At 71.8% G+C, this 20356-nt stretch carries 20 protein-coding genes; 7 read left to right on the forward strand and 13 right to left on the reverse strand.

The genetic code is table 11. The features are described 5' to 3' along the window. Window positions 1-130: 130 nt before the first annotated feature. Window positions 131-463 carry a hypothetical protein gene (locus ACIOEW_RS12845; protein WP_401963618.1) on the forward strand — a complete coding sequence of 111 codons (333 nt, stop codon included), beginning with the start codon at window positions 131-133 and terminating at the stop codon, window positions 461-463. On the opposite strand, the gene ACIOEW_RS12850 is transcribed toward ACIOEW_RS12845, so the two are convergent. After that, entirely contained in the window at window positions 420-839 is a 420-nt protein-coding gene (locus ACIOEW_RS12850; protein WP_401963620.1) for a DUF2809 domain-containing protein, read from the reverse strand. The two genes, ACIOEW_RS12845 and ACIOEW_RS12850, sit on opposite strands and share 44 nt — an antisense overlap. Beyond that, window positions 836-2041: an MFS transporter gene (locus ACIOEW_RS12855; RefSeq protein ID WP_401963621.1), complete on the reverse strand. Its 1206-nt coding sequence runs from the start codon at window positions 2039-2041 to the stop codon at window positions 836-838. The genes ACIOEW_RS12850 and ACIOEW_RS12855 overlap by 4 nt, the downstream gene beginning before the upstream one ends. Window positions 2042-2184: 143 nt before the next feature. Between ACIOEW_RS12855 and ACIOEW_RS12860 the strand changes: the two genes are divergently transcribed. Then, window positions 2185-3177, forward strand: coding sequence for a GlxA family transcriptional regulator (locus ACIOEW_RS12860; protein ID WP_401963622.1), 993 nt, complete (start codon window positions 2185-2187; stop codon window positions 3175-3177). A 16-nt stretch (window positions 3178-3193) separates the two neighbouring features. Here the strand turns inward: ACIOEW_RS12860 and ACIOEW_RS12865 are convergent, their stop codons facing one another. Next, a complete protein-coding gene (locus ACIOEW_RS12865) occupies window positions 3194-3916 on the reverse strand; it encodes a TetR/AcrR family transcriptional regulator (RefSeq protein ID WP_401963623.1) in 723 nt (240 codons plus the stop codon). Between the two features lie 114 nt (window positions 3917-4030). Here ACIOEW_RS12865 and ACIOEW_RS12870 point away from each other — a divergent pair, with 114 nt between their 5' ends. Then, complete coding sequence (locus tag ACIOEW_RS12870; RefSeq protein WP_401963624.1) at window positions 4031-5515, forward strand: MFS transporter; 1485 nt, start codon at window positions 4031-4033, stop codon at window positions 5513-5515. A 52-nt stretch (window positions 5516-5567) separates the two neighbouring features. Here the strand turns inward: ACIOEW_RS12870 and ACIOEW_RS12875 are convergent, their stop codons facing one another. Together ACIOEW_RS12875 and ACIOEW_RS12880 are read right to left on the reverse strand one after the other, a co-directional pair. After that, window positions 5568-6617: a Zn-dependent alcohol dehydrogenase gene (locus ACIOEW_RS12875; protein WP_362544061.1), complete on the reverse strand. Its 1050-nt coding sequence runs from the start codon at window positions 6615-6617 to the stop codon at window positions 5568-5570. Window positions 6618-6885: 268 nt separating this feature from the next. Next, window positions 6886-7803, reverse strand: a complete 918-nt coding sequence (locus tag ACIOEW_RS12880) for an SDR family oxidoreductase (protein WP_362544058.1) — start codon at window positions 7801-7803, stop codon at window positions 6886-6888. 83 nt (window positions 7804-7886) lie between these two features. On the opposite strand from ACIOEW_RS12880, the gene ACIOEW_RS12885 reads away from it, so the two are divergent. Beyond that, window positions 7887-8813, forward strand: coding sequence for a cyclase family protein (locus ACIOEW_RS12885; RefSeq protein ID WP_401963625.1), 927 nt, complete (start codon window positions 7887-7889; stop codon window positions 8811-8813). A gap of 64 nt (window positions 8814-8877) precedes the next feature. Here the strand turns inward: ACIOEW_RS12885 and ACIOEW_RS12890 are convergent, their stop codons facing one another. The 4 genes from ACIOEW_RS12890 to ACIOEW_RS12905 all read right to left on the reverse strand — a co-directional run bounded on the left by ACIOEW_RS12890 (window position 8878) and on the right by ACIOEW_RS12905 (window position 13236). Then, entirely contained in the window at window positions 8878-9432 is a 555-nt protein-coding gene (locus ACIOEW_RS12890) for an ATP-binding protein (RefSeq protein ID WP_401963626.1), read from the reverse strand. Window positions 9433-9918: 486 nt separating this feature from the next. Continuing rightward, window positions 9919-10866, reverse strand: a complete 948-nt coding sequence (locus ACIOEW_RS12895; protein ID WP_401963627.1) for an acyl-CoA dehydrogenase family protein — start codon at window positions 10864-10866, stop codon at window positions 9919-9921. 7 nt (window positions 10867-10873) lie between these two features. Beyond that, window positions 10874-12031 carry an acyl-CoA dehydrogenase gene (locus tag ACIOEW_RS12900; protein ID WP_401963628.1) on the reverse strand — a complete coding sequence of 386 codons (1158 nt, stop codon included), beginning with the start codon at window positions 12029-12031 and terminating at the stop codon, window positions 10874-10876. A gap of 11 nt (window positions 12032-12042) precedes the next feature. Continuing rightward, window positions 12043-13236 carry an amidohydrolase family protein gene (locus tag ACIOEW_RS12905; protein WP_401963629.1) on the reverse strand — a complete coding sequence of 398 codons (1194 nt, stop codon included), beginning with the start codon at window positions 13234-13236 and terminating at the stop codon, window positions 12043-12045. Between the two features lie 144 nt (window positions 13237-13380). Here ACIOEW_RS12905 and ACIOEW_RS12910 point away from each other — a divergent pair, with 144 nt between their 5' ends. Further along, a complete protein-coding gene (locus tag ACIOEW_RS12910; protein ID WP_401963630.1) occupies window positions 13381-14922 on the forward strand; it encodes a class I adenylate-forming enzyme family protein in 1542 nt (513 codons plus the stop codon). Window positions 14923-15536: 614 nt separating this feature from the next. Here ACIOEW_RS12910 and ACIOEW_RS12915 read toward each other — a convergent pair. Both ACIOEW_RS12915 and ACIOEW_RS12920 read right to left on the reverse strand, forming a co-directional pair. Then, window positions 15537-16058, reverse strand: a complete 522-nt coding sequence (locus ACIOEW_RS12915) for an EF-hand domain-containing protein (protein ID WP_401963631.1) — start codon at window positions 16056-16058, stop codon at window positions 15537-15539. 104 nt (window positions 16059-16162) lie between these two features. Further along, window positions 16163-16486: an STAS domain-containing protein gene (locus ACIOEW_RS12920; RefSeq protein WP_401963883.1), complete on the reverse strand. Its 324-nt coding sequence runs from the start codon at window positions 16484-16486 to the stop codon at window positions 16163-16165. 443 nt (window positions 16487-16929) lie between these two features. On the opposite strand from ACIOEW_RS12920, the gene ACIOEW_RS12925 reads away from it, so the two are divergent. Beyond that, complete coding sequence (locus ACIOEW_RS12925; RefSeq protein ID WP_362544035.1) at window positions 16930-17559, forward strand: sigma-70 family RNA polymerase sigma factor; 630 nt, start codon at window positions 16930-16932, stop codon at window positions 17557-17559. A 56-nt stretch (window positions 17560-17615) separates the two neighbouring features. Further along, window positions 17616-18944 (forward strand): maleylpyruvate isomerase N-terminal domain-containing protein, encoded by a 1329-nt coding sequence (locus ACIOEW_RS12930; RefSeq protein WP_401963884.1) that lies wholly within the window; start codon window positions 17616-17618, stop codon window positions 18942-18944. Window positions 18945-18974: 30 nt separating this feature from the next. Here the strand turns inward: ACIOEW_RS12930 and purU are convergent, their stop codons facing one another. Further along, window positions 18975-19853, reverse strand: a complete 879-nt coding sequence (gene purU / locus ACIOEW_RS12935) for a formyltetrahydrofolate deformylase (RefSeq protein WP_362544032.1) — start codon at window positions 19851-19853, stop codon at window positions 18975-18977. A 28-nt stretch (window positions 19854-19881) separates the two neighbouring features. Further along, window positions 19882-20328 carry a hypothetical protein gene (locus ACIOEW_RS12940; RefSeq protein ID WP_266786353.1) on the reverse strand — a complete coding sequence of 149 codons (447 nt, stop codon included), beginning with the start codon at window positions 20326-20328 and terminating at the stop codon, window positions 19882-19884. Window positions 20329-20356: the final 28 nt, after the last annotated feature.

A 20356-nucleotide genomic window follows, 5' to 3' on the forward strand; every position in this document is an offset into this window, starting at 1 on the left:
CCGCCCGCCCCGGACCAACCGGCCCCCATGCGCGTACGATCTGCGTCGATCGGCGGCCGGGCACGCCGCGCACGGTGCGTCGCGTGCGTACACGCCCACGCCGCTTCGTCCACGTCCCCGGGGGATTCTCATGCAGTGGGTCGAACGCCAGCACTTCCACCACAAATCCGCGCTGATGCAGGGCTGGGGTGCCGTTCTGCTGCTCGTCGCCTGCGTGTTGTGGGTGTGGCTGGGCTTCCTGCTGTGGGGCCAGGACGACACGTTGTACTGCTTCCGCGCGTCGTCGGTCTGCGAGCTGGACAGCACCATGCCCAAGCAGCTGATCCTCCTGGCCCTCTCCGCGCCCCTCTCGGTGGCCGGCTCGGCGCTGCTCGTCGCGGGCAGTGTGCGCCGGCAGACCAGCGCACACGTCCTCCGCGTCATCGAGATGCAGCAGTCCGAGGACCGGGCGCGCGCGAAGTAGCCGCCGTGTGCGCCGCCCAGGCGGCGGCCGCCCCCACCGCGTACCAGAGCAGATCGGGTGCGTTGAACGTCGATCCGAGCACCAGTCGCGCCACCGCGCTGTGCCGGGACAGCTCCGCCGGGACCCCGGTGAGCTGGAGCAGCTCGACCGCCCAGCTGATCCCCAGCCCGGCCCCGGCCACGGCGAGTGGGCGTGCGCGGGGTGCGCACAGCGCGACGAGGGCGCAGATCAGGACCGTGTAGAGCGCGTCCCCGGCGTACTTGGCGACAGCGCCGTCGGCCACGGTACGCACCCCGAGCCCGGCCACGACGGTCAGCACGGCGGCTCCCGCCGCAACGGCACGGGCCCGGGTAGCACTTCGGCCGCGCCCGCTCACCCGATCCGCTCCAGACGCCGGATCGGCCGGGCCGCCAGCAGCACGCCCACCGCCAGCATGTTGATCACCGCACCGGCGAGCAGCACCTCCGGGGCCCCCACCCGGTCAGCGACCGGCCCCGCCAGCGCGCGGCCCGCCGCCAGCATGAGCAGCGAGCCGGCCACGTCGTACGCGTGCAGCCGGTTCAGGGCCTCCGGCGGCACGTGCGTCTGGACGGTCGTCGACCACATCACCAGCCAGAACGCGAACGCCGAGCCCGCCACGAACTGGCCCACGCCCAACGCGAACACCGGCAGGCCGAGCCCCAGCACCACCAGGTTCACGCACACCCCGGTCAGAGCGACGGCACCCGCCGCCAGCGGGCGGCGCGGCCGCAGCCGCAGGGCCAGCAGGCCGCCGACGACACTGCCCGCGCCGTTCACCGCCATCATCGCGCCGTACGTCCCCGAACCATGTGCCTCGGTGACCTCGACTGCGGTGAGCGGGAGCATCGGACCGAGCACGGTGAAGCCGTACACCGTCCAGATCGCGATCACTCCCCACAGCCAGCTGCGCGCCCTGAACTCGCGCCACCCGTCGACGAGTTCCGCGACGAACGTTCCGCGCGGGGCCTCGTCCGACGGGGCGGGCGCGAGCTTCAGCAGGAAGAGGCAGATACCGGAGACGAGGAACGTCGTCGCGTTCGCCGCGTAGACCGCCCCGGCGCTCGCCAGCCCGACGAGCACTCCCGCGAACGCCGGTCCCGCCATGGTCATCAGCGCCTCGGAGACCCGCAGCACCGCGTTGCCGCGCTGCACGTCCGTCGCGACCCGCGGCGTGGTCGAGGCGACGCCCGGCTGGAAGAGCGCCGCCCCCACACCGGCCACCGCGCTGAGTGCGTAGACCGCCCACAGCGGCGGGTTGCCGATGGCGAAGGAGACCGCGAGCACGGAGGCGCCGATCAGCCGCAGCGCATCGGCGATGATCATCATCCGGCGCGGGGTGAAACGATCCGCCAGGACGCCGCCGAAGAGGACGAACAGGGCCAGCGGCCCCATCCAAGCCGCCAGCGCGAACCCCACCGAGGAGTGCGGACGTCCGGCCCCCAGCAGCCCCGCGGTGAGCGCCACCGGAATCATTCCGTCGCCGAAGAGCGCCGCGGTCCGGGCGACGAAGAAGAGCCGGAAGTTCCGGTTCCAGAGCGGGTCCGGCCCAACGGGCAAGGGTGACAAGGGTGGCGAATCGCGCAAAGCGGCTTCATGGTCCGCGGCGGGAATGCCTGCGAGGTCTGCTGACTTTTCCTTCACACCGATGACATGTATCAGCTTATGGTCTATACCAGCTAGTGCCGAAGGGAGTCCGTACCGTGCCGCACCGGGTCGTCGTTCTCGCCCTCGATGGGCTGCTCCCCTTCGAACTGGGCATCCCCCAAAGGATTTTCGGCCGCTCATTCGGTTCCGAGCAGCCGAACCGGAGCCGCAAACTCTACGAAGTCGTGACCTGCTCGGTCCGTCCACCCGGCCCGGTCAGCACCGACGCGGACTTCGCGATCGCCGTCGAGAACGGCCCGGAGGCCCTCGCCACGGCCGACACCGTGGTGATCCCCGCCAGTCACGAGCTCGGCCCCGTCTACACCGAGGGCCGGCTGACCGACGAACTCGCCGCCGCGTTCGCACACATCAGGCCCGGCACCCGGATGGTCTCCATCTGCACCGGCAGCTACGTCCTCGCCGCGGCGGGATACCTCGACGGGCGCCCGGCCACCACCCACTGGTCCTCCGCCGACCACTTCCAGAAGCTGTTCCCCGCCGTCCGGGTCGACCCCGACGTCCTGTTCATCGACGACGGCGACGTCCTGACGTCGGCCGGGGTGGCCGCCGGCATCGACCTCTGCCTGCACATGGTGCGCCGCGACCACGGCACCGCCGTCGCCAACGACGTCGCCCGGCGCACGGTCGTACCGCCGCACCGCGACGGCGGCCAGGCGCAGTACATCCAGCGCCCGGTCCCCGACACGGGGGCCTCGGCCACCACCACCGCCCGCGCCTGGGCGCTCGGGCGGCTGGAGTCGCCGATCCTGCTGCGCGACATGGCGCAGCAGGAGTCGATGAGCGTACGGACGTTCACCCGGCGGTTCCGCGAGGAGGCCGGGATCAGCCCGGTCCAGTGGCTGACCCGGCAGCGGGTGGAACGGGCCCGCCACCTGCTGGAGTCCACCGATCTGTCGATCGACCGGATCGCCCGGGACGCCGGATTCGGCACCCCCACCTCGCTGCGCCAGCATCTGCAGGCGGCACTGGGGGTGTCACCGACGGTGTACCGGCGGACGTTCCGGTCGACGGAGGCGAACCGGGTCTGAGGCGGCCGCGCTCGCCCTACGCCTGTGCCGCGAGGCCCAACGAGGCGAGCAGATCGAGCATCTCGGCCCGGTAGATCTTCCCCGGATCGGGCGTCTGACGGCGCAGGTGGCCGTACACCTCCAGGGACACCAGTCCGTGCAGGCGCCCCCAGACGCGCAGGGCCAACGCGACCGCCGCAGGAGGCAGTCCGGGAAACCGCTCCCGCACCATGGCCGTCAGGTGCGGGTCGAAGTCGGACCACTGGTAGTCGCCCCGCGACTGGCGGGACTCCGCCTCGGGCCAGGCGTCGGCGACGAGCCCGGTGAGCCCCGCGCATGTACGCAGCCCCGCTTCGGGTGCCGCCCCCTCATCGGGAGCCACATAGCCCGGCACGGGGTCGCCGTAGATGAGCCGGAACCCCTCGGGGTTGGCCAGCGCCCACTCACGGAACGCTCCGGCCCACGCCAGCATGCGGCCGGCCGCGTCATCGCGGAGCGCTCCGTCCCGGGCGGCTTCGAGCGTATCGATGAGTGAGGTGTGCACGTCCCTGATCAGCGTGGTGATGAGGTCGTCGCGCGTCGCGTAGTAGCCGTAGATGGCGCCTGCCGTCATGCCCATCTCGCGGGCGATGGCGCGCAGGGTGATCGCGTCCGGCCCACTGGCGGCCATGAGCTCGAGGGCAATCGTCTTGATCTCCGCGCCCGTTTCGGCGCGGAGGCGAGCCCGGCGGTTCGGTGTCTGGTCTCCCACGCTTGACATCTTACAGCGTGCAGGTACTAACCTCCGTGCAGTCACTACACGCCGTTCAGTAAATCCACGGCGTGTATATCCATGGCGTGCAGAGCCACGCTTGTGCACTCAGGAGTCGGATCAGTGGTCACCCTTCCCGTCCCCCCGGCGCGGCGCACCGGGGCGATGCTCGCGCTGCTGGCGTTCGCCCAGTTCATCGTCGCCGTCGACTACAACATCGTGTTCGTCGCGCTCCCGGAGATCGGCAGTGCGCTCGGCTTCAGCACCCGCTCCCTGCAGTGGGTGGTCAGCGCCTACGCGGTGGCCTTCGGCGGATTCCTGCTCTTCGGCGGCCGCGCGGTCGACCGGCTGGGCGCCCGTCGCGTATTCGTCCTGGGCCTGACGGTCTTCGGGCTCTCGTGCCTGCTGGGAGGTTTCGCGGAGAGCCCTGCCCTCCTCGTCGCCGCCCGCGCGATCCAGGGCCTCGGCGCCGCGCTGCTCACGCCCGCCACCCTCGCCCTCATCCACACCCGGTTCGCCGAGGGGCCCGAGCGCACGAAGGGGCTCGCTCTCTGGGGCGCGGCCGGCAGCGGCGGACTGGCTGCCGGTGCGCTGCTCGGCGGCGTGCTCACCCAGGCGTGGGGGTGGGAATGGGTGCTGTTCGTTCTCGTCCCGCTCGCCCTGCTCGCCGCCGTCGCCGCGCCGGCCGTGCTGGCACCCGACGCACGCACGGCCCCCGACCGCGACGGCTTCGACGCCTTCGGCGCGCTGCTCGCCACCGTCGGCTCCTCACTCCTCGTTCTCGGCCTGGTCAGCGGCCCGGAGGCCGGCTGGGGCACGCTGCGCGGGGCCGGTTCGATCGTGGCCGGAGCTGTGGTCCTCGCGGTCTTCGTACTGGTCGAGAAGCGGGCGAAGGGCCCTCTCGTCCCCCTGCGGCTGTTCCGTAACCGGAGCCTGGTGACAGCGATCCTGATCATCCTGGTCTTCCAGAGCGCCCTGGGCGGCTCGTACTACATCTTCACCAACTACCTTCAGGGCGTGCTGGGTTACGACGCCCTGGAGGCCGGCCTCGCCTTCGTGCCGTTGACGGTGATCTCCATGGGGGCATCGCTGAAGCTCGCCGGGGCGATGCTCGGCAGGCTGGGCCCGCGCACCACTCTTTTCCTGGGCATGACCGCAAACGGTGCCGGCATGGTCGCGCTGGCGGTCGCCATGTCCGCCGACGCCTCCTTCTGGCACCTGGTCCCCGGCCTGGTCGTCTGGGGTGTGGGCGGCGGCGTCACGTTCCCGGCGATGTTCGCCTGCGCCGCGTCCGGTGTCGCCCCGCAGGAAGCCGGCATCGCCTCCGCGCTGGCCAGCACGTCTCAGCAGATCGGCGGCGCGGCGGGGCTCGCCCTGCTCGTCGCGGTGGCCACCGCGGGTACGGCCGGAGACACCGGGGCCGCCCCGGCGGTGGCAGAGGTGGCCGACGGGCTCCGCGGTGCGATGTGGATCGGGGGCGCCGCCTCCGCCGTCGGCGGCCTGCTCGCCTTCTCTCTCCGCAAGCCGCGGACGGCAGCCGGGCCGGACGGCATCGGTTCCGGGACGAGGACGGAGACGGGAGGAGACGCCCGGAGCGTTTCCCTCTGAGCAAGGCCCCCGGACCCGGGGCGCGGCCGGTGCCCCCGGCCGCGCCCGCTCCTCAGAAGACCAGCACCCCCCGGGCCACCCGCCCGTGGTGCGCGTCGTCCGCCGCCTTGGCGAAGTCCTCCACCGGGTAGGTCTCGGTGACGAGTTCGTCCAGCAGCAGCCGGCCCTCCCGGTACAGCTCCGCGTACAGCGCGATGTCCCGCTGCGGGCGTGAGGAGCCGTAGCGGCAGCCCAGGATGGACTTGTCCAGGTACATCGACGAGACGAGGAACGACGCCTCGGCCGTCGCCGCCGGTACGCCCAGCAGGATCGCCTGACCGTGCCGGTCCAGCAGATCGATCGCGGTACGGATCAGCTCGGTGCGGCCCACACACTCGAAGGCGTGGTCGGCGCCGTGCGGCAGGATCTCCTTGACCCCCTCGGCCGAGGTGAGGAAGTGCGTGGCACCGAACTGCCGGGCCACCGCCTCCTTGTCCGGGTTGGAGTCGACCGCGACGATCGTCAGCGCGCCGGCGATGCGCGCGCCCTGGATCACGTTGAGCCCGATGCCGCCGGTGCCGATCACGACGACGCTCTCGCCGCGGTCGACCCTGGCCCGGTTCAGTACGGCTCCGACCCCGGTCAGCACCCCGCAGCCGATCAGGGCGGCCGAGGTCAGCGGCAGGTCCTCGGGGATCCTGACCGCCTGCACGGCCTTGACCAGGGTCCGTTCGGCGAAGGCCGAGTTGGACGCGAACTGGTACAGCGGTTTCCCGCCGCGCGAGAACGGCTGCCCCGGCATGCCGATCGCCTTCCGGCACATCGTCGGCCGGCCCCGGTCGCACTGCGCGCACGCGCCGCAGCTGGCGAGTGTGGACAGGGAGACATGATCGCCGGGCGCGACATGGCTCACGCCCGCGCCGACTGCCTCGACCACCCCCGCGCCCTCGTGCCCGAGCACGACCGGCAGCGGGAACGGGATCGTCCCGTCGATCACCGACAGATCGCTGTGACAGAGCCCTGCCGCGGCCACCGCCACCAGCACCTCGCCGGGGCCGGGGTCGCGTATCTCCAGGTCGTCGACGACCTCGGTCCGTTTGCCGTCGAAGACGACGCCTCTCATCTCGGCTCCCTCGGTAGGCCGAGCACGCGCTCGGCGGTGGTGTTCCCTGAATTCCCGGGGCCCTTCCCGCACTCGTACGTGCACGGGAGCGGAATCAAGCCCGCCGAGGGGGTCCCCCGAGCCCCGGCAGCCGGGGCTCGGCGCCAACCGGGGCTCCGCCCCCGTACCCCCGCTCCTCAAGCGCCGGAAGGGCTGAAACTGCGCCTCGCACCCCGCAGGAGCGAAAGCCCGGTGGGCGCCCGCCCCAGGGGCGGGAAGGCCCAGCCGGCTACGCGTTCGGGCGCGCCGCGGCCTTCGCCGCCGCCGCCATTTCCTCCAGCTGCGCCAGCATCGGCATCGGGTCCGTGCCCACCGTCCCGGGCAGGAAGTCCGCGATCCGCTCAGGCGTCCACGCCGCACCCTCCGCGTAGCCCGCGCGCAGCTCCCTCGGCTGGGCCCAGACCGCGATCTTCGGGCCCGCGATCGTGTACACCTGGCCGGTGATCTTCTCGGCCCGTGCCCGGTCGCTGAGCAGGTAGACGACGAGCGCCGCCACGTCCTCCGGTTCGCCGATCTCCTTGAGCTCCATGGGGACGTTCGCGGACATCCGGGTACGTGCCACCGGCGCGACCGCGTTCGCCGTGACGCCGTACTTGTGCAGGCCGAGCGCCGCGCTGCGGACCAGCGAGATGATGCCGCCCTTGGCCGCGCTGTAGTTCGCCTGGGCCACGCTGCCCTGGTGGTTGCCGCTCGTGAAACCGATGAGCGTGCCGGCGCCCTCCTGCTTGCGCATGACCGCCGACGCCGCCCGGAAGACGGTGAACGTGCCCTTGAGGTGGGTGGCGACTACGGGGTCCCACTCCGCCTCGGACATGTTGAAGAGCATGCGTTCGCGCAGGATCCCGGCCACGCACACGACGCCGTCGATCCGGCCGAACTGCGCGAGCGCGGTGTCCACGACCCGCTGCCCTCCGGCCATGGTGGAGATGTCGTCCGCCACCGCGACCGCTTCGCCGCCCGCCGCCACGATCTCCTTGACGACGGACTCGGCTATCTCGCTGGCGGGTTCACCTCCCTCGATGGAGACGCCGTAGTCGTTGACCACGACCCGCGCCCCCTCGGCCGCCGCGGCGAGCGCGACGGCCCGCCCGATGCCGCGCCCGGCACCCGTCACGGCCACCACTTTGCCTGCCAAGAAGTTCCCCATGCCCGGCCCCTTCCCGCGGTTTCTGACGGACCGTTAGATTCTATGGGTCATCAGGTCCACCGGCACAAGCCCCAGGAGGCGCCATGTCTTTGCCGGCCGAGTTCCACGACCTCGCCAAGCGCGTGAACAACTGGGGTCGCTGGGGAGCAGACGACGAGATCGGGACGCTCAACCTCATCACCGACGAGGTCGTACGCGAGGCGGCGGCCACCGTCCGTTCCGGCCGGCGCATCCCGCTCGCGCTCCCCCTCCAGCAGGACGGCGTACAGAACGGGCTGATCCCGGGGCGGGTCAATCCGCTGCACACCATGATCCAGATCAACCAGGAGCTCTTCGGCCCCGGCACCGTAGCCACCAGCGACGACACCGCGGTCCTCAGCCTCCAGACCGCCACCCACTGGGACGCGCTCACCCACGCGTCGCACTCGGGGAAGATCTACAACGGCCGGCCCGCCGCGACCATCACCGCCCACGGCGGCGCACAGTTCAGCGGCATCGACAAGGCACCGCACGTCGTCTCGCGCGGGGTCCTCCTCGACGTGGCGCGCGCCCACGGCGTGGACCGGCTGCCGGGCAGCCACGCGGTCACCCCCGAGGACCTGGAGGCGGCCGAGGAGCTGGCCGGGGTCCGGGTGCGGTCCGGGGACATCGTGCTCGTACGGACGGGACAGGTGCAGGTGTATCTCTCCGGGGACAAGAACGCCTACGGGTATCCGTCGCCGGGTCTTTCGATCCGTACGCCGGAGTGGTTCCGGACCCGGGATGTGGCCGCGGTCGCCAATGACACGCTGACCTTCGAGATCTTCCCGCCGGAGATCGAGGACCTGTGGCTGGGGGTGCACGCACTCGATCTGGTCGAGATGGGCATGCTCCAGGGCCAGAACTGGAACCTGGAGGGCTTGTCCACAGCCTGTGCGGACGCGGGGCGCTACGCCTTCCTGCTCTCCGCCATGCCGGAGCCCTTCGTCGGCGCCACCGGTACACCGGTCGCCCCGGTCGCCGTCCTCTGAGCCGCTGCCGCACGCCGGGGGCCCGATACGCGGCGGGCGTCCCCGTGCGCGGCGGCGACAGCCCTCAGGCGCGGTGGATACCGGCGTGCGAGGCCTCGTACGCGACACCCGCGCCGCGTCCGTCGGCGTCATGACCCGTGCCGTCACACTCGGGGGCGGCCTGCGGGCCCACTCCGTGGGGGCCGGGCTGCAGCTGCACCTGAATCAGCGGGATGCCCCGGTCGACCTCGCACCAGATGCGCTTGCCCGCGCCTTCCGGCTGCCAGCCCCAGCGGTCGGCCAGGCCGTCGACCAGCTCAAGCCCGCGGCCGCCGGTGTCCTCGCCCTCCGCATGCCGCTGCTGCGGCGGGCGGCAGCTGGTGTCGGCCACCTCGACCCGGACGGTCCCCGCGTTGCCCGGGGCCCCCGTCGAGCCGAACAGCATGCGCAGCACGGCCGGACAGCCGGTGTGCACGACCGCGTTGGTGACGAGCTCCGAGATGAGCAGGATGAGCGTCTCGGCCAGCGGCTCGTCGTCTCCTATCCCGGACCCGACGAGCCTCGAACGCGCCCATCTGCGGGCCCGTCCGACCTCCGCGGGGTCGGGCCCGACCTCCAACTGAACCTGAAGCACCTGCACCGCTCACACCATCCGAACCGGCGGACACATCGCCTCGCGCCTCCTCAGGGTCACGGAACGTGATTCCCCTGCGAGACAGCATGGTTGACGTACAGTCACCGCAACAAGCGCTTCGGGCATATTCCAACGCGAAGGAGTACGCGTGGTGCATACTGTGCGACGCGCTCTGCGGGGAGTCGAACAGAGGCGCCTCACGGCCCCGGGAATCGTTTCCCCGGCAGGCCCGGCGCTTCCGTGTGGATCACGAGCAGGGCACCTCTCGCGGACCGGAGTAGCCGCACAGGCCACATCCGGATCGCCAGGTTCCAGAACCACTCGCATCCAACGGAGCGTACCCGAGCCCGGCACCGACTCCACCCCGTGACGAATCACGCAAAGGACACAAGCCGGTATCGACCGATACCGACTGCGCTGCGTCACTCCGCAGCGTGAACCTCAGGGGTCCGTCGCGTCACGTGCGTGCGCCGGGCACCCACCCGCCCCGCCTCATCCCAGATCGGCCGCCAGCGCCTCCTCCGCATCCGCCGCCGTCACCCACTGCCCGGCCCGCAGCCAGGCCCGCTTGAGACGCAGATGAACGTCCGCCTCCCAGGTGAAGCCCATACCGCCGTGCACCTGGAGGCAGTCGCGGGCGTTGTCGACGGCGGCCTCGTCGGCGAGGAGCTTGGCCCCGGCGGCCTCCACCGGGTCCCCGGTCACGGCCGCCGCGTAGACGGCGCTGCGGGCCGGCTCGGAACGCACCAGCATTCCGGCGCACAGATGCTTGACCGCCTGGAAGGCCCCGATCGGCGCTCCGAACTGTTCCCGCTCACCGGCGTGTTGGACCGCCGCCTCCAGGCTGCGGGTCGAACTGCCGAGCTGTTCGGCCGCGGTCAGCAGGGCACCCTCCCACCGCAGCCGCGCCCCATCGGCCAGCGGCTCACCGCCGTACGCGGCGAGGTCCGGCACCCGCCACAGCGGCGTACCCGGGTCGAGCGAGCGCACGGGCCTGGCCCCGTCCACCACCTGCCGCAGCACCGTGCCGGTCACCACCCGCGTCCGGTCGCCGTCCAGGACCAGCAGCGCATCGGCCCCTTCCAGGTGCCCCACGGGCCGTCCCGCCTGCGCCAGAGCCACCACGGCCTCGCCCTCGGCCGCCCCCTTCACCGCGCCCGCGGCAAGCTGGGTGGCAGCGAGCGGACCGGGCAGCAGCGCCCGCCCGACCTCCTCGAACAGGAGGACGGACTCGGGCAGGCCGAGTCCCACCCCGCCCGCCTCCTCCGGCAGCCGCAGCGCGAAGAACCCGGCCGCGCCGAGCTCCCGCCACAGCGCCCGGTCGGCTCCCCCGCCGTTCTCGTGCGCCGCCCGCATCCGGTCCCTGCCGAACCGGCCGGCGAGCAGGTCCCGTATGCCCGCCCGCAGGGCCCGCTGGTCCTCCGAGAGCTGGAAGTCCACCCTCCGCTCACCGCCCCTTCGGCAGGCCGAGTATCCGCTCGGCGACGATGTTGCGCTGGATCTGCGAGGTGCCGGCCGCGATCGTGTACGAGAGCGAGGACAGCCGGTCCAGCACCCATTCCCGGTCCAGATCGAGGGCGTCACCCCCGCCGAGCACCTCGGCCGCCGCCTCGTAGAGCTCCTGGCGGGCGTGCGAGTACCGCAGCTTGAAGACCGAGCCCCCGATCCCCGGAACGCCACCGGTGCTCTGTGCCTCGCTGACGTTCCACTGGGTGAGCCGCCACAGCGCGCGGAACTCGGCGTTGAGCCTGCCCAGCCGTCGCCGCAGCACCGCGTCGTCCCAGCGCCCGCTCCTGCGGGCCTCGGCGGCCAGCGCGTCCAGGGTCCGGCGGCAGGCGACGACCTCGCCGACGAAGGCGGTGCCGCGCTCGAAGGAGAGCGTGACCATCGTGACCCGCCAGCCGTCGTTCTCCGCGCCGACCCGGTGCGAGACGGGCACCCGCACCTCGTCCAGGAACATCTCGGCGAACTCGGTGGACCCGGCGAGCGTGCGCAGCGGCCGGACGGTGACGCCGGGGGCGTCCATCCGCATGGCGAGCCAGCTGATGCCCCGGTGCTTCGGCGCATCCGAATCCGTCCTCACCAGCAACTCGCACCAGTCGGCGACCTCCGCGTGCGAGGTCCAGATCTTCTGCCCGCTCACCACGTAGTCGTCGCCATCGCGCACCGCCCGGGTACGCAGCGAGGCCAGGTCCGAACCCGCGTCCGGCTCGCTGAACCCCTGGCACCACATCTCCTCGCCGCGCAGCACCGGCGGCAGCCAGCGGGCCCGCTGCCCGGCGGTTCCCTCGGCGGCGATGGTGGGCCCGGCGTGCAGCAGCCCGACGAAGTTGGCCCCGACGTAGGGCGCCCCGGCCCGCTCCGTCTCCTCCAGGAAGATCAGGTGCTGCGTGGGGGTGGCGCCCCGGCCGCCGGCGTCGGCGGGCCAGTGCAGGCCCGCGTACCCGGCGTCGTACAGCAGCTTCTGCCACCCGCTGTCGTACGCCCGCCGCCCCGGCCAGTCACCGGGGTCCGGCTTCCCGGGCAGCCCGGGGAGCACCGAGCCCAGCCACTCCCGCAGCCGCGCCCGAAAGGCTTCCTCTTCCTCCGTGTACGCAAGGTCCATGACGTGCGCGCCTACTTGTCGAGGTCCAGGCCGAGCATCCGGATCGCGTTCCCGCGCATCAGCTTGTAGACGGTCTCGTCGTCCAGTCCCTTGACGTGGTCGAGCGCGACCTCCTTGGTGTGCGGAAAGGTCGAGTCGACGTGCGGGTAGTCGGTCTCGAACGTGGCGTTGTCCCGCCCGACGACGTCGAGCGAGGCGATGCCGTGCTTGTCGCGGAAGAAGCAGCAGAACATCTGCCGGTAGTAGTACGTGGACGGCGGCTCGGGGATCAGGTCGCGCACCCCGCCCCAGGCCCGGTGCTCCTGCCAGACGTCGTCGGCGCGCTCCAGGGCGTACGGGATCCAGCCCATCTGGCCCTCGCTGTAGGCGAGCTTGAGCTGCGGGAACTTGACCAGCACCCCGCTGAAGAGGAAGTCCATCATCGAGGCCATAGCGTTGTTGAACGAGAGCGAGGCCTGGACGGCGGGCGGGGCGTCCGGGGACGCGGCGGGCATCTGCGAGCTGGACCCGATGTGCATGTTCACGACCGTGCCGGTCTCCTGGCAGACCGCGAAGAACGGGTCCCAGTAGCCGGAGTGGATCGACGGCAGCCCCAGGTAGGTCGGGATCTCCGAGAAGGTCACCGCCCGCACCCCGCGCGCCGCGTTCCGCCTGATCTCCGCGACAGCCAGATCGATGTCCCAGAGCGGGATGATGCAGAGCGGGATCAGCCGGCCGCCGCTGTCCCCGCACCACTCCTCGACCATCCAGTCGTTGTACGCGCGCACACAGGCGAGCGCGACCTCCTTGTCGTGGGCCTCGGCGAAGGTCTGCCCGCAGAAGCGCGGGAAGGTGGGGAAGCAGAGGCTCGCCTCGACATGGTTGAGGTCCATGTCCTTCAGCCGCTCGACGGGATCCCAGCAGCCGGGCCGCATCTCCGCCCGGGTGATCCCCTCCAGCGTCATGTCGTCGCGGTCGAATCCCACCGCGGCGATGTTCCGCTTGTACGGGAACTTGAGGTCCTCGTAGATCCACCAGTCGGTGGGCGGCCCGTCCGGATCCATGGTGATGACGTACTTGCCGCCGGTGTACGCCAGCTCACCGATGCCCGCGGTCAGGGGCTGTGGGCCGCGCTCGCGGTACTTGGCGGGCAGCCAGGTCGAGAAGAGGTGCGGCGGCTCGATCACATGGTCGTCGACGCTGACGATCCGAGGCAGTTCCGTCATGGTGTCCCCTTCGGCGCACGCTTTTCTGATGGCCCGTCAGATTGACGTCGCCCACAGGCTAGCCCCGCACCCCTGGACCGACAAGGCGCAGCGCTCTACGCTCTCCGCACGATCTGACTACCCGTCAGCTGTGAGGGGTTCGCCGTGAACGAGACCGCACACTCCCTGGGTGCATCAGGCACCTTCTGGGAGCTCATCGAACGCCGGGCCGCCCTGACGCCGGACCGGCCCTTCCTGATCCAGGACGACCGCACGCTCACCTTCGGCGAACTGCGCACCCGGGCCGAACGCGTGGCGGCGGGCCTGTACGCCATGGGAGTACGCCCGGGGACCGTCGTCGCCTGGCAGCTGCCGACCAGGCTGGAGACGGCCCTGCTGTCGTTCGCGCTGGCCCGGATCGGTGCGGTACAGACGCCCGTCATCCCCTTCTACCGAGACCGCGAGGTCGGGTTCGCGCTGCGTGAGGCGAAGGCGGAGTTCTTCGCGGTGCCGGGCACCTGGCGCGGCTTCGACCACACGGCGATGGCCGCCCGCCTGTCGTCGGACCTCGCACACCCGCCCCGGATCTTCGAGGCGTACGACACCCTCCCGGACGCCGACCCGGCGATCCTGCCCCCGCCGCCCGCCGACGGCACGACGGTGCGCTGGATCTACTGGACCTCGGGCACCACATCCGACCCCAAGGGCGTCCTGCACACCGACCGCAGCCTGATCGCGGGCGGCTCCTGCCTGGCCCACGCCCTGCACCTGTCGGCGGACGACGTCGGCTCGATGGCCTTCCCGTTCGCCCATGTCGCCGGGCCGGACTACTCGGTGATGCTGCTGCTGTACGGCTTCCCCGCCGTGCTGTTCGAGCACTTCGCGATGCCCGACGCCCTTGCGGGCTACCGGCGCCACGGGGTGACGGTCGCGGGCGGCTCCACGGCCTTCTACTCCATGTTCCTGACGGAACAGCGCAAGGCCCCGTCCGCCCCGCTCATCCCCACCCTCCGCCTCCTCGCGGGCGGCGGCGCCCCGAAGCCCCCCGAGATCTACCACGCGGTGGTCCGCGAGATGGGTGTCCAGCTCACCCACGGCTACGGCATGACCGAGGTCCCCATGATCACGATGGGCGCCCCCGACGACACGGTGGAACACCTCGCAGAGACGGAGGGCCGGCCGCCCGAGGGCATGGAGATCCGGATCACCGACGAGGACGGCAAGCGGGTGCCGCACGGGACGGACGGCGAGGTGCGTCTGCGGGGCGAGGCGGTCTGCCAGGGCTACCTCGCCTCCGCCGCCACCCCCTTCGACGAGGACGGCTTCCTCATCACGGGCGACGTCGGGCACCTCCGGCCGAGCGGGCACCTGGTGCTCACCGGGCGGCTGAAGGACATCATCATCCGCAAGGGCGAGAACATCTCGGCGAAGGAGATAGAGGACCTCCTGGCCCGCCACCCAGGCGTGGGCGACGCGGCGGTGATCGGCCTTCCCGACCAGTCACGCGGCGAACGTGTCTGCGCGGTGGTGGAGCAGCCCCCGAACGCCGCCCCCCTCACCCTCCCCGAACTGACGGCCTACCTGCGCGACGAGGGCCTGTCGGTCCACAAGCTCCCGGAGCAACTGGAACTGGTGGACGCGCTGCCCCGCAACGAGGCGCTCCGCAAGGTCCTGAAGTACCGCCTCCGCGAACGCTTCACGGCCTGAACGGTCCCCCGTTCCGGGGTGCGGCCGGCTCCGCGGGTGCGCGGCTGGCTCCGCCGGTGTGCCCGGTCCCGGGCGCGGCTCGCTCCTCGGTGCGCCCGGTCCGGGGTGCGGGGTTCCGTCCTCAAGCGCCGGACGGGCTTGGTTGGGTGCGGCTTTCCCCGTGGGGGTGCGCCTTGTCCGGTGGGTGGGGGTGTGGCCCCTCCGGGGCGTCTCCTCAGAAATGGCGTGTGCACCCGGGACCGTGATGAACCCGGGTCGTACGCCATTTCCTGCGGGGACCCCCCTGCACGGCCCCACCCTGCCTCACCCGCGCCTGCACACCGGCCCTGCGACTGTCGCAGACGCAGGACGGCCGGGTCCGGGGCCGTGCAGGGGAGTCCCCGCAGGACGACGAACAGATACCCGGCTCCGGCTGCGTACCCGCCGAACGTTCGTCGTCCGAGGAGACACCCCGGAGGGGCCCCGGACCCCCACCCACCGGCACACCGCGCACCCCACGCGGAGCACCCGCACAAACAAGCCCGTCCGGCGCTTGAGGACGGAACCCCGCACCCCGGTCCGGGGCAACGGCCAGGGCCCCGAGCCCAAGGGCCCCGCTGCCGCCCGCCCAAGGGCTACGCGTCGGGTTCGATCACCGTGAAGTAGCCGGCGAGCGCCGCCACCGCCTCCGCCTCGGCGATCCGCCCATCACGGTCGGCGTCCAGGCTCTGTGCGGCGAACGCCGCCGCGTCCGGGCTCGCGCCCAGAACCCGTAGGGCCCGCTCGACCGCCGATACCGCGGCCGCGCCGTCGTCGTCCTGGTCGGCCACCGCGATCGCCGCCCGCAGGAAGGGGCGGGCGATCTCCGCGAAGCGCTCGGGGTTGTCGCGGAGCCGTTTCACCGCGCCGCCCACGAACTCCTCGCGAGTGACCCGCTGGTCCCCGTCGACGTCGGCGATGCCCGCCATGCCCTGCCAGAACGCCTCGGCCCCGCTGTAGAGCGCCTGGCCCTTGTCGCAGCGGGCCGTCGTACCGAACTCGGTGAGCAGACGGGCCGCGGCGGCGTTGAAATCCGCGCGATCGATGTATCCGTTGCCGTCCTGGTCAAAGGCGGCGAAGCGGAAGGCGATCTTGCGCTCATACTCTGCGCTGTCCATGCGGGGAGCGTACGACGCCCGCAGGCGTCACGTGTCACTTACGCGCGTCACCAGTGTGACAACCCGGTATTAATGTCCGGGCAGGCGACCGGCCGGCAGCCGTTTCAGGCCGAGAGCGGCTGGGCTTCCTCGTCGACGGCGGAGTTCCGGTCCGGGTAGACCTCGAACAGTCGGCGTACTCCCAGCGCGGCGAGCACCCGGTTGACGTGGGAGCCCTCCTCGGCGCCCCGGGCGGGCAGGATCAGCCGCAGGCGGCCGCCGCAGGAGCGCATCAGGCGGCGGGAGGCGATCAGGACGCCGACGCCGCTGGAGTCGCAGAAGAAGACCTCGGAGAGGTCGAGCACCACGTTGTGGCAGCCCACGGCCACGGCGTCGTGGACGGACTGGCGGACCACGGGCGAGGTCACCAGGTCCAGTTCACCGCGCATGTGCAGCACGGTCCACACGCCCTGCTCGGTCTCGGCCACTTCCAGCGGCTTCCGGGAACGTTCCTGGGTCAGCCAGGGGGTGTGGGACGTTGCGGCCGGAGGTTGGTTTCCAGGAGGGCATGGTGTGCTCACGCGGCTGGGCCTCTCGTTCCGGGGATCCGGGGGTTCCAGTGATCCGGAAGTTTGCGTTCCTCCTCGCGGCTGCCCAGGCGCACTCCCCATGAAACACCGCCTCCCGCAGGAAGGCCCAGAACTGTTTCGGGCAGAAATGATCACTTCAGGTCCGATTCCGTCGCTGCGGGGTGCCGCATTCCCTACCATCCAGGGCGACCGCGGGGACGTACTTGCCGTAAAGGGGCGTGCTCGGTCAGCCTTGCCGACTACATTCGATGTGACGAGGGGTACAGGGCGAGAGGCCCTGACGGCACAGGGCTGGGGGTCGCATGGCCAAAAACGCACCACCCCGCTGGGACCGCAGGATGCAGCAGCGTCTGGCACGCGGCGAGGCGGCCGCCCTCGGCGAGCTCTACGACCGGTTCGCCTCCCTCGTGCACAGCCAGGCCAACCGGATGCTCGACGACGAGAGCGCAGCGGACCTCGTCACCCGTGAGGTCTTCGGTTACGTGTGGGAGAACCCCGACGCCTACGACCCCAAGCAGGGCTCGATGCGCTCCTGGGTCGCCCGACTCACCCACCGCGAATCCGTGCAGCGGCTGCGCCGGACCGCCGCCGCCCCGCGGACGGACGACGCGTACGGCACGTACGGCGGACGCGGGGAGGACGACGCGTACGGCGGGACCGGCGTCGACCCGGCCGGCCTGGAGGAACGGGTGCGCCTGGCCACCGCGGCGGCCCGCGCCGACTACATCGTCGCGTCCATGCCCGCACCGCTGCGGGCCGCGCTGGAGCTCGCGTACATCCAGCGCCGCGACTACCGGCAGACCGCGACCGACCTCGGGGTCACCGAGGACGAGGCGCGCCGCCGGCTGCGGCTGGGGCTGCAACTGCTGTCCACCGCGCACACCCGGCCGCTGGAGGGCTCCTCACCGCCGGGATACGGGCGGCCGCTGTGACCGACGACGCGGACAGCCGCGACGAGGACGGCCGCGAGGGAGACGGACGGGACGACATGGCACGGGGCGCCCCGCGCATACCGGGCCCACGGGCCGCCGCGGACGACTTCGACCCGAGCCGGTTCGTCCCGCCGCAGCGACCCGTGCACGTACCTCCGGAACCGGAAGCGGAAGCAGTACCGGAACCGGAACCGGAACCTGCGCCGGAGGAGGCGCAGGCGCGGCCCGACGGCGATCCGCCCGGCCCGCCCCCACCGGCGCTGCCGCACCACGTCCTGAAGGCCCTTCTCGGAGCCTGGGCGCTGGCCGCGTGCTCGGCCGAGGAGACCGAGGCCGTCGAGGCGCACCTCACGGAATGCGCCCCCTGTGCGGACGAGGCCCTGCGACTGCGCGACGCGGTCGGCCTGCTGCACACCGACCGCAGCCTGGACCTGGATCCGCTGCTCCGGACCCGGGTGCTGGAGAACTGTCTGAACCGCCGGCCGGCCAGGATCCCGGTTCCGGAGTGGGCCGCCCCGTACGACGCCGAGACGGCGCGGCTCGACGCGCTGCTGCGCGACATCGGCGACTCGGAGTGGCACGCCCCGGTGCGGCTGAAGTGGTTCGAGGACGAGCGCGGGGTGAACCGCAAGACGACGGTCGCCGGTGTCATCGGTCATCTGCTGACCGTCGACGGCCTGGTCAGCACCGCCCTCGGCCTCGACGACCCGCTCGCGGAAAGCGTCCCCGGCACCCCGCGCCGGGGCTCGGAGCTGCCGCTCACGCCCACCTCGCGCACCGAGATGTACTGGTCCTCCGCCCGGCGCCCGCCGACCCGCAGCATCCGCGAACCGTGGCGAGACCAGAGCCACACCCTCATCCGCACCGCGTCCTTCGCGGGGCGCGGTGTCTCGGATCTCTCCGTCTCCTACGGCGACTTCGCTCTGCCGTTGCAGGACGCCTTGCTGGACCGGGCGTTCGAGTGCTGGGTGCACGCCGATGACATCGCGGACGCGGTGGACTACCCGTACGAGCCGCCCTCCGCCGCCCATCTGCACCGGATGATCGACCTGGCGGCGCGGCTCCTGCCGGCCGCCCTCGCCGTGCGGCGCCGGGCGGGGCTCGCCGGTCCGGCCCGCCGGCTGGTGACGGCCGGGTCCCCGGGCCGCTCGCTCCATCTGGAGGTCGAGGGCTCGGGCGGCGGCAACTGGTACATCGCGCTGGACTCCCCCGCCGCCGTCGGCTCCGCCGACCACACGGTGGCGCAGGTCGCGCTGGACGGCGTGGAGTTCTGTCAGCTGGTGGCGGGGCACGTGCCGCCCGTGGAGGCGGCGGCCGGGCAGCGCGGGGACCGCGACGCCATCCGGGACGTGCTCTTCGCCGCGGCCTCTCTCAGCAGGCTCTGAGGCGCTCGGCGCTCCACCGGTCGGTACGGGCTACGCGAAGATCACCGTACGGCGGCCGTTCAGCAGGATGCGCCGCTCCGCGTGCCACTTGACCGCGCGCGCCAGGGCCTGACACTCCACATCGCGCCCGATGGCGACCAGCTGGTCCGGCGTCACGCCGTGGCCCACCCGCTCGACCTCCTGCTCGATGATCGGACCCTCGTCGAGGTCGGCCGTGACGTAGTGCGCCGTCGCACCGATCAGCTTCACACCGCGGGCGTGCGCCTGGTGGTACGGCTTGGCACCCTTGAAGCTCGGCAGGAACGAGTGGTGGATGTTGATGATCCGGCCGTTGAGCTGCTTGCACAGATCGTCCGAGAGGACCTGCATGTAGCGGGCCAGGACGACCAGTTCCACGTCCTCCTCGCGGACCAGCTCCAGCAGCTGCGCCTCCGCCTCCGCCTTGTTCTCCCTGCTCACGGGGATGTGGCGGAAGGGAACGTCGTACGAGGCGACGAGCTCGGCGAATTCGGTGTGGTTGGAGACGACCGCCGCGATCTCGACCGGCAGGGCCCCGATCCTGGAACGGAACAGCAGGTCGTTGAGGCAGTGGCCGAACTTGCTGACCATCAGCACGACCCGCATCCGGTCCGAGGAGCGGTGGATCTGCCAGTCCATCCGGAACGAGTCGCCGATCGCGGCGAAGCTCGCCCGCAGCTTGTCGAGCGTCACCGGACTGTCCGCCGAGAAGTGCACGCGCATGAAGAACAGGCCCGTGTCGTGGTCCCCGAACTGCTGGCTGTCCTCGATGTTGCAGCCGGTCATGAAGAGATAGCTCGACACGGCGTGCACGATGCCCTGTTTGTCGGGGCACGAGAGCGTGAGGACGTACTGCTCGGGGGCGGTCTCGGCAGGCTGCGGCGCGGTCATCCCCGTAGGGTGCCACACCGCCCCGGTCTCAGGCGGTCCTGGTCATGATGCGGAGCACGTCCAGCGAGCGGGGCGGGACGTCGGGGTCCTCGCCGTCGTTCGTGGCGAGCAGCACATGGGCCTCGCGGGCGGCCCGGACGGCCTCCGGCCAGCCGTGATGCTCCAGATAGGCGGAGACGGGGGCGTCCGCGCCGACCTGGTGCATGATGCGCAGCACCCGCAGCACGGCGACGTCGACGAGGGCGGCCTCACCGGAGTCCCGGAAGACCGTGCCGACGTATTTCTCGGCGGACCAGTTGTCGAGCCAGGTGTCCTCGACCAGGCGGTACACGGCGTCGGTGACGTCGCCGTATCCCTCCCGGCCGGCCAGCCAGCACTCGTGATGGAAGACGGGGTCGGAGAGCATGTGCAGCGCCGAGCGCACGTTGCTGCGCCAGCGCCACCACGGAATGTCATTGAGCGGCATGCCGCCCATGGTGGAGGAGCGACGGCCGCGACGGGAA

Source organism: Streptomyces sp. NPDC087901, assembly GCF_044742205.1.
Lineage (GTDB): Bacteria > Actinomycetota > Actinomycetes > Streptomycetales > Streptomycetaceae > Streptomyces.

What these genes read in the sequence shown, in the direction of transcription:
- ACIOEW_RS12940 (WP_266786353.1), bottom strand. Translation starts at nt 20,328, where the DNA reads ATGGGCGGCATGCCGCTCAATGACATTCCGTGGTGGCGCTGGCGCAGC.
- ACIOEW_RS12880 (WP_362544058.1), bottom strand. Translation starts at nt 7,803, where the DNA reads ATGGGGAACTTCTTGGCAGGCAAAGTGGTGGCCGTGACGGGTGCCGGG.
- ACIOEW_RS12920 (WP_401963883.1), bottom strand. Translation starts at nt 16,486, where the DNA reads ATGCGCGGTGAACTGGACCTGGTGACCTCGCCCGTGGTCCGCCAGTCC.
- ACIOEW_RS12865 (WP_401963623.1), bottom strand. Translation starts at nt 3,916, where the DNA reads ATGTCAAGCGTGGGAGACCAGACACCGAACCGCCGGGCTCGCCTCCGC.
- ACIOEW_RS12875 (WP_362544061.1), bottom strand. Translation starts at nt 6,617, where the DNA reads ATGAGAGGCGTCGTCTTCGACGGCAAACGGACCGAGGTCGTCGACGAC.
- ACIOEW_RS12915 (WP_401963631.1), bottom strand. Translation starts at nt 16,058, where the DNA reads ATGGACAGCGCAGAGTATGAGCGCAAGATCGCCTTCCGCTTCGCCGCC.
- ACIOEW_RS12845 (WP_401963618.1), top strand. Translation starts at nt 131, where the DNA reads ATGCAGTGGGTCGAACGCCAGCACTTCCACCACAAATCCGCGCTGATG.
- ACIOEW_RS12905 (WP_401963629.1), bottom strand. Translation starts at nt 13,236, where the DNA reads ATGACGGAACTGCCTCGGATCGTCAGCGTCGACGACCATGTGATCGAG.
- ACIOEW_RS12930 (WP_401963884.1), top strand. Translation starts at nt 17,616, where the DNA reads ATGGCACGGGGCGCCCCGCGCATACCGGGCCCACGGGCCGCCGCGGAC.
- ACIOEW_RS12925 (WP_362544035.1), top strand. Translation starts at nt 16,930, where the DNA reads ATGGCCAAAAACGCACCACCCCGCTGGGACCGCAGGATGCAGCAGCGT.
- ACIOEW_RS12900 (WP_401963628.1), bottom strand. Translation starts at nt 12,031, where the DNA reads ATGGACCTTGCGTACACGGAGGAAGAGGAAGCCTTTCGGGCGCGGCTG.
- purU (WP_362544032.1), bottom strand. Translation starts at nt 19,853, where the DNA reads ATGACCGCGCCGCAGCCTGCCGAGACCGCCCCCGAGCAGTACGTCCTC.
- ACIOEW_RS12885 (WP_401963625.1), top strand. Translation starts at nt 7,887, where the DNA reads ATGTCTTTGCCGGCCGAGTTCCACGACCTCGCCAAGCGCGTGAACAAC.